Annotated in this window: 16 protein-coding genes; 11 read left to right on the top strand and 5 right to left on the bottom strand. The window is 42.3% G+C overall.

Annotation, left to right across the window (positions count from 1 at the left end):
• The first annotated feature begins 69 nt into the window (after positions 1-69).
• From DWZ93_RS10735 to DWZ93_RS10725, 3 genes are read left to right on the top strand one after another with little or no spacing between them, the layout of a single operon-like run.
• Positions 70-804 carry an ABC transporter ATP-binding protein gene (locus tag DWZ93_RS10735; protein ID WP_118452933.1) on the top strand — a complete coding sequence of 245 codons (735 nt, stop codon included), beginning with the start codon at positions 70-72 and terminating at the stop codon, positions 802-804.
• Positions 804-2,321: a COG1361 S-layer family protein gene (locus DWZ93_RS10730; RefSeq protein ID WP_118452932.1), complete on the top strand. Its 1,518-nt coding sequence runs from the start codon at positions 804-806 to the stop codon at positions 2,319-2,321. Before DWZ93_RS10735 ends, DWZ93_RS10730 begins: the two co-directional genes overlap by 1 nt.
• Entirely contained in the window at positions 2,284-3,705 is a 1,422-nt protein-coding gene (locus DWZ93_RS10725; RefSeq protein ID WP_118452931.1) for an ABC transporter permease, read from the top strand. The genes DWZ93_RS10730 and DWZ93_RS10725 overlap by 38 nt, the downstream gene beginning before the upstream one ends.
• A gap of 53 nt (positions 3,706-3,758) precedes the next feature.
• Here the strand turns inward: DWZ93_RS10725 and DWZ93_RS10720 are convergent, their stop codons facing one another.
• Positions 3,759-4,025, bottom strand: coding sequence for a hypothetical protein (locus DWZ93_RS10720; RefSeq protein ID WP_118383409.1), 267 nt, complete (start codon positions 4,023-4,025; stop codon positions 3,759-3,761).
• A gap of 102 nt (positions 4,026-4,127) precedes the next feature.
• On the opposite strand from DWZ93_RS10720, the gene DWZ93_RS10715 reads away from it, so the two are divergent.
• The 3 genes from DWZ93_RS10715 (at position 4,128) to DWZ93_RS10705 (ending at position 6,467) form a co-directional block, all read left to right on the top strand.
• Positions 4,128-4,646: a transcription repressor NadR gene (locus tag DWZ93_RS10715; protein WP_118383410.1), complete on the top strand. Its 519-nt coding sequence runs from the start codon at positions 4,128-4,130 to the stop codon at positions 4,644-4,646.
• Positions 4,647-4,734: 88 nt separating this feature from the next.
• Complete coding sequence (locus tag DWZ93_RS10710; protein ID WP_118383411.1) at positions 4,735-5,799, top strand: PTS transporter subunit IIC; 1,065 nt, start codon at positions 4,735-4,737, stop codon at positions 5,797-5,799.
• Between the two features lie 143 nt (positions 5,800-5,942).
• Positions 5,943-6,467, top strand: a complete 525-nt coding sequence (locus DWZ93_RS10705; protein WP_118452930.1) for a cob(I)yrinic acid a,c-diamide adenosyltransferase — start codon at positions 5,943-5,945, stop codon at positions 6,465-6,467.
• Between the two features lie 359 nt (positions 6,468-6,826).
• Here DWZ93_RS10705 and DWZ93_RS10700 read toward each other — a convergent pair whose 3' ends face one another.
• The 4 genes from DWZ93_RS10700 to DWZ93_RS10690 form a co-directional block, all read right to left on the bottom strand.
• A complete protein-coding gene (locus DWZ93_RS10700) occupies positions 6,827-7,159 on the bottom strand; it encodes a type II toxin-antitoxin system HicB family antitoxin (RefSeq protein ID WP_118452929.1) in 333 nt (110 codons plus the stop codon).
• On the bottom strand, positions 7,156-7,410 hold the full coding sequence (locus DWZ93_RS10695; RefSeq protein ID WP_118452928.1) for a type II toxin-antitoxin system HicA family toxin: 255 nt from the start codon (positions 7,408-7,410) through the stop codon (positions 7,156-7,158). Before DWZ93_RS10695 ends, DWZ93_RS10700 begins: the two co-directional genes overlap by 4 nt.
• Before the next feature lie 355 nt (positions 7,411-7,765).
• Positions 7,766-7,933, bottom strand: a complete 168-nt coding sequence (locus tag DWZ93_RS14740; RefSeq protein ID WP_158574311.1) for a hypothetical protein — start codon at positions 7,931-7,933, stop codon at positions 7,766-7,768.
• A gap of 195 nt (positions 7,934-8,128) precedes the next feature.
• Complete coding sequence (locus DWZ93_RS10690) at positions 8,129-9,007, bottom strand: LysR family transcriptional regulator (RefSeq protein WP_118452927.1); 879 nt, start codon at positions 9,005-9,007, stop codon at positions 8,129-8,131.
• A 215-nt stretch (positions 9,008-9,222) separates the two neighbouring features.
• Between DWZ93_RS10690 and DWZ93_RS10685 the strand changes: the two genes are divergently transcribed.
• From DWZ93_RS10685 to pstB, 5 genes are all read left to right on the top strand, one after another.
• On the top strand, positions 9,223-9,945 hold the full coding sequence (locus DWZ93_RS10685) for a GTP pyrophosphokinase (RefSeq protein ID WP_243061272.1): 723 nt from the start codon (positions 9,223-9,225) through the stop codon (positions 9,943-9,945).
• Between the two features lie 208 nt (positions 9,946-10,153).
• A complete protein-coding gene (locus DWZ93_RS10680) occupies positions 10,154-11,080 on the top strand; it encodes a substrate-binding domain-containing protein (RefSeq protein ID WP_118452926.1) in 927 nt (308 codons plus the stop codon).
• Positions 11,081-11,974: a phosphate ABC transporter permease subunit PstC gene (pstC, locus tag DWZ93_RS10675; protein WP_118452925.1), complete on the top strand. Its 894-nt coding sequence runs from the start codon at positions 11,081-11,083 to the stop codon at positions 11,972-11,974. It begins immediately after the preceding gene.
• Entirely contained in the window at positions 11,967-12,827 is an 861-nt protein-coding gene (gene pstA / locus DWZ93_RS10670; protein ID WP_118452924.1) for a phosphate ABC transporter permease PstA, read from the top strand. Before pstC ends, pstA begins: the two co-directional genes overlap by 8 nt.
• 21 nt (positions 12,828-12,848) lie before the next feature.
• Positions 12,849-13,598: a phosphate ABC transporter ATP-binding protein PstB gene (gene pstB / locus DWZ93_RS10665; RefSeq protein WP_118452923.1), complete on the top strand. Its 750-nt coding sequence runs from the start codon at positions 12,849-12,851 to the stop codon at positions 13,596-13,598.
• The last annotated feature ends 1 nt before the right edge of the window (position 13,599 follow it).

The raw sequence follows: 13,599 nt of genomic DNA, 5'->3' as shown, positions 1-13,599 counted from the left end.
AAAATACTACCAATATTCTTTGGTATTTATCGGTATACTGGTGATATTCAAGGGGGAGAGGAGGAAGTTATGAGGAAGGTTATAGAAGTGAAGCATCTGTATAAGCTGTACCGACTGGGTAATGAAGTAGTCCGTGCGCTGGATGGCGTGGATTTTACCATATACGAAGGAGAGTTTTGTGCAATCGTCGGAACTTCCGGTTCCGGCAAATCTACATTATTAAATATGCTTGCAGGTCTGGAGAGACCCACAAAAGGAGAAGTGATCATCAGCGGTCATCATATTGAGAAACTGAACGAAGAGCAGCTGGTTACATTTCGACGGGAGCATGTTGGCTTTATCTTTCAATCTTTTCATCTGTTAGGAACGATGGATGCACTGGAAAATGTAGCATTACCGCTCAGCTTTCGAGGAGAAGCGAAAGAAAAAAGGCTGAAAAAGGCAGAAAAGATGCTGCGGTTAGTAGGACTTGAGAAGCACGCGAAGCATTTGCCGAAGCAGATGTCCGGCGGACAGCAGCAGCGAGTAGGCGTTGCAAGGGCATTGGTTGTAGAACCGGATATTATCTTTGCGGATGAACCAACGGGAAATTTGGATTCTCATACATCAGAAGAAGTAATGCGGCTTATGCAAAAGGTGGTAAGAGAACAGCATATGACGCTTGTCATGGTGACTCATGATAATCATCTGGCGTCTTACGCGGACCGGGTATTTCATATTATAGATGGTAAGATTGTGAAGGTGGAGGACAATCGGGAATTGGCCGAAGCCGGGGGAGAAAAAGAAACGGAGGGTAAAGAGTAATGAAGAGAGTAAGCAGATGGCTGATGAGTTTGTGTATTGCAGCAATGCTTGTGGGCACAGTGGGGATACTGCCGGCAAAAGCAGCAGATGCAGTACTTAAAGTAACTACACCGGGGAATAAAGTACAGACTTATCAGTATCAAAAAGCGCAGGATTTTGTACTGAATGTTGCGAATAACAGTGATCAGACACTGAAGAATATCAAGGTAGAACCGGTACTGAAAAAGAATACAGATAAATGGCCGTTTAAGACAGAGTATCAGAGCTATGAGGCATCCATCCCGGAGCTGAATGCAGGTGATAGCGGAAGCGTAAAGTTTAATTTCACACAACGTGATGATGCGGGAGATAAGACATACCGTCTGACATTTGCAGTGACAGCGGAAAATGAAAGCGGCGAAAAAGTCTATGATGATAAAGTAACCTACAGTGTGAATACCAGTGCAAAACCGGAATCCCAGAAGGAGGATTCGAAGAGCGATAATTCAGGACAGTCAGCAGGTGGTTCAAATGATGGCGGAAACATTGATGCATATGCCGGCGGCGTAGACAATGGAGATGCGGTGTACAGTGGCGGCGGAGGCGGTGAAGCTTCCGGCAATGGTTCTGTTCCGAGAGTTATCGTGACCGGATTTACTACCAATCCTGCTGATGTAAAGGCAGGAAGTGATTTTACACTGACACTTCATCTGAAAAACACATCCAAATCCAGCAGAGTCGGCAATATGCTGTTTGAGCTGGAAGCACCGACAGAAGGCAGTGATGAGCAGACTACTGCACCTGCATTTTTACCATCGTCTGGTTCAAATTCCATTTATCTGGATGGAATTGCTGCAAATGGCACTGCAGATATATCGATCGATCTGAATGCGAAGGCAGATCTGGTACAGAAGCCATACAGCATTAATGTGAGTATGAAATACGAAGATGCCAATGCATCACAGATCGAGGCTTCTTCGAGCATATCCATTCCGGTGAAACAGGATGCAAGATTCGAATTCAGCGAATTTGAGATTACTCCGGAGAGCATAGCTATAGGTGAAGAGGCAAATGTATCCTGCAATCTGTATAATCTGGGACGAATTAAGCTGTATAATGCAAAAGCTATTTTCGAAGGCGAGGATATCAAGAAAAATGAAACATTTCTCGGCAATCTGGAGCCGGGTTCCAGTACTTCAATTGATGTGATGCTTGAGGGAATACAGGCAACACAGGGAGATGGACAGGTGAAGATGACACTTTCTTATGAAGATGAAGCAGGAACAGTGTCTACAACGGAACAGACATTTAACTTTACTGTAACTGAGGCGACAGACGATGCGGTGGTAGACGAGATGCCGGAAGAGAATGCGGCCGGTGGACTTCCGATTGTTCCGATCGTTCTTGTGATTTTGATCATTGCAGGCATTGTGGCAGCAGTAGTGATCAAAAAGAAAAAGAAATCTCAGAAATTAGCAGAGGAAGAGGAGGATTTGCTGGATGAACTGGATGGACCTTCTGAGGATGAGCATCAATAATCTGAAGCGGAGAAAGCTCCGGACATTTCTGACCGTTCTCGGCGTCATGATCGGTACAACTTCTATTGTCGTCATGATCTCACTGGGGCTTGGGCTTCAACAGGCCATGCTGCAGGAAATTGAAGATGCCGGAGGGATGAATACGATTAATGTAACTGGTATCGCAAGCGGTGAAAGCATGTTTTATTCCGGTGATTCTTCCGATGAAGCCTCTGAAAAAAGGTTGAATGACAGTGCGGTTGCAGAACTGGCCAAATTGGATCATGTGACAAGTGTTTCGCCGGAATATGATATGTCTGTGCTGCTGCTCAAAGGCGGCTATGAAGGATGGGCAGAATTGGTTGCTATGAAACCGGAGGATCTAAAGGCTTTGAAGCTGGATCTGAAAGAGGGCGGTCGACTGCCGAAATCGAACAGCGGCAATTTAGAATTGATATATGGAAATGGAGTCATTACGAATTTTACGGATAAAAGTGGCACCAACAGCTATTATGAAACAGGAGAACTGGCAGATATTGATCTGGAAAAAGACAGCGTATTTCTGGTGTTAGATCAGGACGGATATTATGCGGCGCAGAATACACAGGCTTTTGGGACGACAGACGGTTCTGCTGACAGTAGTGGCAGCAGTGATGGCAGTCAGACACAGAAGGCTGTCCAGAAACATGCAGTGAGAGCCTGCGGCGTGATAGCAGGAGATCCGGAGAACTATAAAACAGGTTATCAGAATATTTATTGCGATCTGGATACCTTGAAACAGGTACTGAAAAAAGAATTTAACGGTCGTGCGATTCCTGGTCAGCCAACGACGAAAAATGGGAAACCTTATAAAGATTTCTGCTACAGTTCGGCGAAAGTTAAGGTTGATGATCAGGATAAGCTTGATGAGGTTGTGTCCGGCATCCGGTCAATGGGATATAATGCAAGTACCAATGCAGAGTATATGGAGAGTGCCAAGAAGCAGATGGGCATGATCCAGGCTGTGCTTGGCGGCATCGGCGCAGTATCACTGTTAGTGGCTGCTATCGGTATTGCCAACACTATGATGATGTCCATTTACGAACGTACCAAAGAAATCGGAATCATCAAGGTACTGGGATGCAGTCTGAAAAATATCCGGGAAATGTTTCTGATAGAAGCTGCTTCTATCGGACTGATCGGTGGGGTGGCAGGTATGGTGCTGAGTTATATTCTGTCAGCGATCATTAACTTTCTGACAGGTCATGGAGCGGCCATGGGAATAGAAGGCAATCTGTCGTATATTCCAATATGGCTGGTGCTGGTAGCGATTGCATTTGCTACATTGATCGGTACGCTGGCCGGATTCTTTCCGGCACTCCGGGCGATGAAGTTAAGTCCTTTAGCAGCAATAAAAACAGAATAAATACAAAAGCGGGAAGAAACTTCAATAAAATAGAAGCTCTTCCCGTTTGTTATTTAATCTTCTTCAATTACCTGAATCTCCAGATAATCAAAATCAATGGAATCTACAAAATTATCCTGATAGAATCTTGCCTTGGCGTGGCGCTTGAATTCCTGGATGGTGCTGTCCAGCCAGATCGGCTTACTCAGGTCAAACTCATAACAGACTTCGTCCAATGCATGAAATACCTTATGTGTGCGGGTGTCCTCAGATTCATCACAGATTGTGGTGTCACGGAGCATTCGGTTGTCTTTAAATTCTTTAGCCCATAATCGAAACATATGTCCATCCTCCCTGTTCGTATCATAAGAGGAGATTCTGTAAATGTCAAGACTTGCATTTATGGATATAGGTGTGTAACAATGTAGCAAGAGGTGAAAAATATGGACGGAGATAAGAGAAGAAAAGAAATCATGGAACTCTTAAATACAGAAAAAGATCCATTGTCCGGTACAAGCCTTGCAAAGAGGCTTGGTGTCAGCAGACAGGTAATCGTGCAAGATATCGCACTTCTGCGTGCAACGAATAGGAATATTTTATCTACTAACAGAGGCTACATGTTATACGGCAAGCAGGAGGATAAGTTGACCTGTAAGCGAGTGGTAGCAGTGAAGCATACGGATGAGCAGATGCGGGATGAGCTTTACTGTATTGTGGATGCCGGGGCGAAGGTGTTGGATGTGATTGTTGAGCATGAATTATATGGTCAGATATCGGTGGATCTCTTTATCAATAGCAGACGGGATGTGGATGAATTTATGGAGAAGCTTCTTGGCAATACAGCCAGACCGTTAAAAGAACTGACCGGAGATATTCATTTTCATACGATTGAAGCGGAATCGGACCGGATTCTGGATCTGGTAGAAGAAGGGTTAAAAGAAAAACAATTCTTGATTTCATAAAGTTCATATGTTAGACTTTCCACGTGACAAGACAACTGTAATTTGCTGTAAATGCAAATATAGAGAGTAGATATGAGGAGATTTTGTTATGGGAAAGTGCAGAAAAATATTTGACAGAATATTTATTGATGGTTTGAGCGGTATGGCGCAGGGATTATTTGCAACACTGATCATTGGAACAATCATTCAACAGATTGGCACATTGATCGGCGGCTCGATCGGGGATATGATCTTCGTGATCGGAAAAGTTGCGGCTTCATTGACGGGAGCTGGCATCGGCATTGGTGTAGCATATAAGTTTGGATGTAGTCAGCTGGTAGTGGTATCTTCTGCAACAGCCGGAATGGTTGGTGCATTTGCAAGTAAACTGTTGGCTGGTACCGTATTAGTGGAAGGTACGATGGTCTATGCAGGACCGGGAGAGCCATTAGGTGCATTTCTTGCTGCATACGTAGGCATTGAGCTCGGACAGTTAGTAACTGGTAAGACAAAGATTGATATTCTGGTGACACCGTTAGTGACGATTGGCGCTGGCTCGCTGGTAGGACTGATCCTTGGACCACCGATCACAGGATTTATGACGTGGCTTGGATCGCTCATTAACTGGGGAACAGAACAACAGCCATTTATTATGGGTATCGTAGTATCAGTATTGATGGGAATGATCCTGACGCTGCCGATCAGTTCCGCAGCACTCGGTATTATCCTGAATCTGTCAGGTTTGGCAGCAGGAGCTGCAACTGTAGGCTGCTGCTGCAATATGGTAGGATTTGCAGTGGCAAGTTATCGTGAGAATAAAGTAGGGGGACTTCTGGCACAGGGAATTGGTACTTCTATGCTGCAGGTTCCGAATATCGTACGTAAGCCAGTAATCTGGCTCCCGGCCATTTTGTCCAGTGCAATCCTAGGACCTGTGGGAACGATGCTGCTTCATATGACAAGCAATGCAACCGGTTCCGGAATGGGAACAGCAGGACTGGTCGGTCAGATCATGACATGGCAGACTATGGTTGCCACAGAGGCACCGATGGTAGTACTGATCAAGATTCTGGTGATCCAGATTGTACTGCCGGCAATTGTAACTCTGGCAATCTCAGAATTCATGCGCAAAAAAGAATGGATCAAGTATGGCGATATGAAGCTTGACTTATAAGAAATAACCCCCTAAGATATATGATGCCAGGGTTTAAACGTTCCAAATCCATATGAGTCTGCTCATCAGTGGAGAAAAGGCGTTGAATAATCCGAAAAATCAGATAAGTAAGAAAGAGCAACATAGAGAAAGTAGGGGGAAATATGCTGGGAACAGGACTCGTTCACATTTATTACGGAGACGGAAAAGGAAAGACAACAGCTGCCATGGGACAGGCAATACGTGCTGCAGGAAGCGGACTAAAGGTACTTGTATTCCAATTTATGAAAGATAATTCATCCAGCGAGCGAAAAGCACTGGAGATGATTCCAAATATCACATTACTTCCAGGCAAACGCCATACCAAGTTTTATAATCAGATGAACAGCGAAGAGAAGGCAGAGTACAGACATTACAACACCAAGGCACTCGATGAGATTGCCAAATTCTGCATCAATTTCGACGTATTAGTTATGGATGAAGCAGTCTGTGCAGTAGATCTTGGACTGTTAAGTGAAGAAAAACTGGTAAAATTCGTAAAACACAAACCACGCGGACTCGAGATCGTCATGACAGGTCATCACATGACCGACGCACTCTTCGAATGCGCCGACTACGTCACCGAAATGACCAAAGTAAAACATCCATACGACACAGGAAGATCCGCCAGAGAAGGAATAGAGTTTTAGCGTTAAAAGAAGAGGAAAAGGTTAGATACCGGGGTGCTTGCACACCAAGGTATCTAACCTTTTTCGATTCTCACGGAAATGAGCATGAAGCAACGTAGTTGCGGAATGCGAATTGCCGTGACAGAGCGCGAAGCGATCTGCTTTAACGCGAAGCGTGAGATAGGGGGTGCTTGTACACCAAGGTATCTAACCTTTTTCGATTCTCACGGAAATGAGCATGGAGCAACGTAGTTGCGGAATGCGAATTGCCGTGACAGAGCGCGAAGCGATCTGCTTTAACGCGAAGCGTGAGATAGGGAGTGCGGAGCACGGAGCATCCCGTTTAACGCGAAGCGTACAAAAAACGATGTCCACGGAAATCAAGCTATAGCTGCATTTAATGTTTTTTCAATATAGCTGTTTAATGACATATTATTGGCAATAGCTTGTATTGCCAGTTTTTTGTGTAAATCTGGTGAAATCCGAATGTTGAAACTTCCTTTATATGCTTTTTCAGGCTTCATCTTTTTTTCTTTGCACATCGCAAGGTAATCATCAATTACACCGTGGAAATCATTGATTAATTCTTCTCCGGTTGTGCCTTCATAGGATAGTAATGAACGGATTCCCAATACTTTTCCGAAAAATACCCGATCTTCTTCTGAAAATTCTACTGTACCAACATATCCTTGATATTCCATTGTGTTTTTCAAATTAATCCCTCCTGTTCCAGATAATCGGCTAATTGCTTGATTTGATAAGTTTTTAAATCTTTTTGTGGATGCGGTTTATGTAATAAGATGGAACCATGAGTTTCGCTGACAAACATTATACGTGAACCGCTGGTTCTCCCTTTGTCGGAATGTACAAAATCTAAATAATTTAATAGGCTCTCGGCATCTGCAAAAGCAAATGTTTTTGGACGTTTTTTTAGTTCTTTAATTAATTTTTCTTTTCTCCCCATTTGTACTCCTAATTATAATAATATATGTGTATAGAATGTTTTGCAACTAAAAATAGTCGCAATTACATGGATTATTATAATGTTAACATATAAAATATAATATGTAAATAAAATGATCAGAATAAATATAAAAAAACAAAAATAAATCAAACCTTTCCGTCGGAGCATATTCATAATATTCTTGAAAAGCTTTATAAAAATTACTTGGATTAATCTAGACAAACATATATGAGATTTCATCAATGGAAAGAGTGCTAACTGACGTGTATCCTGCATTAAGAACGAGCACAGTGTTTACTTTAACTGTGCTCGTTCGGGTTGCTTTATGCCATAAGCTTTTCGGAAAAGCGTATGATTAGATAGACTGAAACTGAACCTGTTTGTGTACGGAATCATTCTTCACGTCCTTTCTTTTCTCTTTTGCTTCCTTTGCTTCTCTGTCTTCTCTGACTGCAAGGGTAATATACATAACTGCCTGTAATATGGTATATCCTATAAGTAAAACGTTGATAAATTCTGTCATGGTGAGTTCCTCCTGTTCTGTAGTTAAATGTGTTAATAAGGGTTGCTTTTTTGTGTTAGGCACAGTATACACCGTTACAGTGGATTCGCCAATTAATGAAAAATTATAGATAAAATTCAAAATTCTTATAATAAAAAAATCCCCTGTAAAAATAACGGTAATATTCGTTATTTTTATAGAGGTAATATAAAATACTTATAAAGTTACAGCGATTTCTTCCCAGTTTCTTACATATTCCAGTAATTTTTGAACAGCCGGGGAGATGTCAGTGTCATTACGGAATGCCACTCCCAGTGTCCGTTTAAAATGTTCTGTAAATGGGCGGACGCAGATATCAAATGGCGTATGATAGAGTAATAGCTGTGGTAAAATGGAAATTCCAAATCCGGCTTCTACCATTTTCTGAACAGCAAAATCATCATTCATATAAAAACGGATCTGTGGCTGTATCCCGTATTTATCTAATATTTCTCCTGCTTCAAAGTCCAGTTTATCCACATCTGATATATATTCTTCGTTTGCAATATCCTGAATGGACACAGACAGGTGTTCAGAGAGTGGATGGGTTCTGGAGGTCAGGACCATCAGTTCGTCAGACCCAAGGGGATAAAAAGACACATTCGATGCGAGCTTATAATCTGACGAGAATATGATATCAAGTTTGTTTTGTTGTAGCTTGTCTTGAATTTTTTTAGAACCACCTACAGTTATTTCAAAAGTAATATTCGGATATTCTTCAGAAAATTCCTGCAGGATGTCCGGAAGCCAGTGATAAGAGATACTTTGGAGTGTACCAATCCGGATATGACCATTTTCCAGACTGGTCAGACGTGAAGCAATTCGTTTGATATTGTCTTCTTCATAACAGATTTTACGGAGAGAAGAAATGATACTTTCTGTTCCGGGGAGAAGCTGCATACCACCTTTGGTTCTGGTAAAGAGCTGCATGCCAAGTTCCTTTTCAAAATTCTTTACGATCTGGCTGACTGCTGGTTGGGAATAACTGTATTTTTCAGCAGTAGCTGAAAGACTGTGTGTGTTGCAGATGTCCAGTATAATATCATATTTTAACAATGTATATCACTCCTGTAGATGAATGTGGAAATTATTGAGTTTTGTGGATATTATAAACATCATGGAAGTAAAAGACAAATACTTTTCTGAGAAATGACAGGAAATGACATTCTTAAAAAAGTGTGAATTTTATGACAAACTTCAACAATTGTGCTATACTAAAACCAAATAAGTACGTTAAGACTCTTCCATAGAGAGGAGAGGATTATTACAGTATGGAGACAGCGATTCGTAATTATGAGGATGTAGACAGCTGGAAGACGGTGATGTTTTTATATACGTCAGCGTTGAAGGAAGTGGGTACAAAGCTGGAGATTTTAAATGATGAATTTCAGCATGTACATAGTTACAATCCAATAGAACACATCAAGACAAGAATTAAGACCCCGGAGAGTATTGTTAAGAAGTTAAAGCGCAACGGACACGAGACATCGATCGAGAACATGGTGAAGTATGTGAATGATATTGCAGGTGTGCGTCTGATCTGTTCTTTTACTTCTGATATATATAAATTGGCAGAGATGATAGGTAATCAGACAGATCTCAAGGTGTTGTCAATCAAGGACTACATTAAGAATCCGAAAGAAAGCGGATATAAGAGCTATCATATGCTGGTGTCAGTGCCGATTTTCCTGTCAGACAGTGTTGTCGATACGAAGGTAGAGATCCAGATACGGACGATTGCAATGGATTTCTGGGCAAGTCTGGAACATAAGATATATTATAAGTTTGAAGGCAATGCGCCGGATTATATCAGCAGGGATTTGAAAGAGTGTGCTGATATGGTAGCAACATTGGATGATAAGATGCTTCAGTTAAATGAAGCAATTCTTGCGTGTGTCGCCAATCAGGAGACGCAGGCAGAGCTGCAGGAAAAAGTGGCTGATAATAAGCTGAAAGAGCAGGAAGAGTTATTAAAACGTACAGAGAGTGTCTAAGGGCATAGGCTCCCGTTTTACATTTTGTAGAGCGGGAGCTTTTTTTGCTGCAACTGTTCAGAACTTCTCCCATATATTCGCAAAACAGCCGTTCTTATCTTTTACTTGTATTTAACATTTCCTGGATTTCAGATTTAACATAGTACCTGTATGATTCTAAATGTGAAGTGAAGAACACAAAACACAGAACAAAAGGAGTATGGAAAAGATGAAATTTAAAAAAGTTATAGCAGTAGCTGGCGTATGCGCCATGGTGACAGGAATGATCGCAGGATGCGGAAATAATAGTAGTGATACATCGTCTGACAGCAGCTCAGATAGTAAAACGGAGGCTTCTTCTGACTGGGATGCAGCAAATGACATCAGTGTGGTATCCAGAGAAGATGGATCAGGAACAAGAGGAGCATTTATCGAACTGTTCGGTATTGAAGAAAAAAACGGAGATGAGAAGGTTGACAATACTACCGATGAGGCGCAGATCACTAACAGTACATCCGTTATGCTGACAACAGTAGCCGGTGATGATTATGCGATTGGTTATGTATCTCTCGGAGCTCTGGATGACAGCGTAAAGGCAGTTAAGATTGATGGAGCGGAAGCAACTGCTGATAATGTAAAGAGTGGAGATTACAAAGTATCAAGACCGTTTAACATTGCAACAAAAGAAGGAAGCGAAAGCGAACTTGCAAAAGACTTTATCTCATTTATCCTCAGTAAAGAAGGTCAGGCTGTTGTAGCTGAGAACGGATATATTTCTGATGACAATGCAGAGCCATTTTCAGGATCTAACCCTTCAGGAAAAATTGTAGTTGGTGGATCTTCTTCTGTATCACCTCTGATGGAGAAACTGATCGAGGCATACAAAGAGAACAATCCGGATGCAGAGATTGAACTTCAGACAACTGATTCTACAACAGGTATGACATCAGCAATTGATGGAACCTATGACATCGGTATGGCATCAAGAGAACTGAAAGATACAGAACTTTCGGAAGGACTGAAAGCGCAGGTAATTGCTACAGATGGTATTGCAGTCATCGTAAACAAGAATAGCACGATCGATGAGCTGAGCAGCGATCAGGTAAAGAGCATCTACACTGGTGAAACACTTACATGGGATGAGGTAGCCAAATAAATGAAACATAATGCATGGAAAGAATCTTTCATGCGGGGCGTATTCTTCATTGCCGCCTGCGCTTCGGTGCTGGCGGTAGCGCTTATTTGTATATTTCTTTTTGCAAATGGGCTCCCGGCAATGAAAGAGATCGGATTTGGAAAATTTTTAAGCGGGACGCTATGGAGACCGAAAAACAATATCTTCGGTATCCTGCCAATGATCGTAGGAAGTCTGTATGTGACCGCCGGAGCGATTATTTTTGGGGTGCCGATCGGTATCCTGACATCCGTATATATGGCACATTATTGTCCGAAGCAGATCTATCGTCCACTGAAGATGGCAACAGAACTTCTGGCAGGTATTCCTTCCGTAGTATATGGATTTTTTGGATTGGTCGTGCTGGTGCCGTGGATAAGGAACATTGCCAAATCCCTGCAGCATGCAGGCATTATCAGACAATCAGGAAATGGCAACAGTATTCTGACAGCATCCTTGCTTTTGGGAATGATGATTCTGCCGACAATCATCGGAGTTACAGAGTCTGCAATCCGTGCTGTGCCACCACAGTATTATGAAGGTTCACTTGCGCTTGGTGCAACACACGAAAGAAGTATATTTCGCACAGTACTGCCGGCAGCCAAGTCAGGTATTCTGGCAGGAGTTGTATTAGGTATCGGACGTGCGATCGGAGAGACCATGGCAGTTATTATGGTTGCCGGTAACCAGCCAAGACTTACAGGAAGTATATTCAAAGGTGTACGAACCCTGACAGCCAACATTGTCATTGAAATGGGATATGCGGCAGATCTTCACAGAGAAGCATTGATCGCGACAGGAGTTGTACTTTTTGTATTTATTCTGATTATTAATGCGGCGGTAGCAATATTAAAGAGGAGGGCAGATCATGAATAAGAAAAATGATTTTTCACAGAAGATGCATTCTTATCTGCGCCATCCGGCTTCGCTTATTATGATGATTCTGGTAAAACTGGCGGCACTTATTACATTTACGGTATTGATTTTTTTGATCATATATATTCTGGTACATGGTGTACCGTACCTGAAACCATCGCTATTCTCTTTGCACTATAATTCGGAGAATGCATCATTGATGCCGGCACTGATCAATACTGTTATTATGACATTGCTGTCATTGCTTCTGGCAGTACCGATTGGTATTTTTTCAGCGATTTTCCTGGCTGAATATGCTGGGAAGGGCAATAAATTTGTGGATATTATCAGACTTACTACAGAGACTTTGTCGGGTATTCCATCTATCGTATATGGATTGTTCGGAATGTTGTTCTTTGTAAGTACATGCCACTGGGGATTTTCGCTTCTGGCCGGAGCATTTACGCTGGCAATCATGATTCTTCCTCTGATTATGCGTACAACGGAAGAAGCACTTCTGTCTGTTCCGGATTCTTACCGGGAAGGAAGCTTTGGACTTGGAGCAGGTAAATTGCGTACCGTATTTTATATTGTTCTGCCGTCTGCCGTGCCTGGTATTCTGGCGGGCGTGATCCTCGCAATCGGACGTATAGTCGGAGAGACAGCAGCACTTATTTATACGGCCGGTTCGGTAGCCCAGGTACCTTCAAGTGTACTGGGATCAGGAAGAACACTGGCAGTGCATATGTATCTGCTTGCGAGTGAAGGTCTGTATATGGATCAGGCGTATGCAACAGCAGTCATTTTGCTGGTGCTGGTAGTAGTGATCAATACGTTGTCAGGTATTGTGGCGAAGAGGCTGACAAAAGCATAGAAAGGAAAGTATAATTTCGAAATGGGAAAGATAAAGATTAAGGATCTGGATTTATATTACGGTGATTTCCATGCACTGAAGAATATTAATCTGGATATCGAAGCAAATAAAATCACAGCATTTATCGGACCGTCAGGATGTGGTAAGTCTACACTTTTGAAATCATTAAACAGAATGAATGATCTGGTAGAAGGATGTAGAATTGAAGGAGAAGTAACACTGGACGGTGAGGATATTTTTCATAATATGGATGTGAATCTTTTGAGAAAACGTGTAGGAATGGTGTTTCAGAAGCCGAATCCATTTCCGATGAGTATCTATGATAATATTGCGTATGGACCGAGAACACACGGTATCCATTCAAAAGCAAAGCTTGATGATATCGTAGAGAAGTCTCTCCGCGATGCGGCAATCTGGGATGAATGCAAAGATCGTCTGAAGAAGAGCGCGCTTGGTATGTCAGGCGGACAGCAGCAGCGACTCTGCATCGCGAGAGCATTGGCAGTGCAGCCGGAAGTACTTCTGATGGATGAACCAACTTCTGCACTGGATCCTATTTCTACTTCTAAGATTGAAGACCTTGCGGCAGAACTGAAAAAAGACTATACTATTGTCATGGTAACACACAATATGCAGCAGGCAGTCCGCATATCTGACAATACTGCATTTTTCCTGCTTGGAGAGGTTATTGAATACAACGACACAGAGAAATTATTCTCAATTCCTTCTGACAAGAGAACGGAAGATTATATCACAGGGAGGTTCGGATAAG

The sequence above is a fragment of the Dorea sp. AF36-15AT genome (genome assembly GCF_003477705.1).
In the GTDB taxonomy this organism is placed as follows: Bacteria; Bacillota; Clostridia; order Lachnospirales; family Lachnospiraceae; genus Claveliimonas; species Claveliimonas ammoniilytica.
The sequence above is the reverse complement of the archived record's forward strand: the minus strand, read 5'-3'. Positions and strand labels throughout refer to the sequence as shown.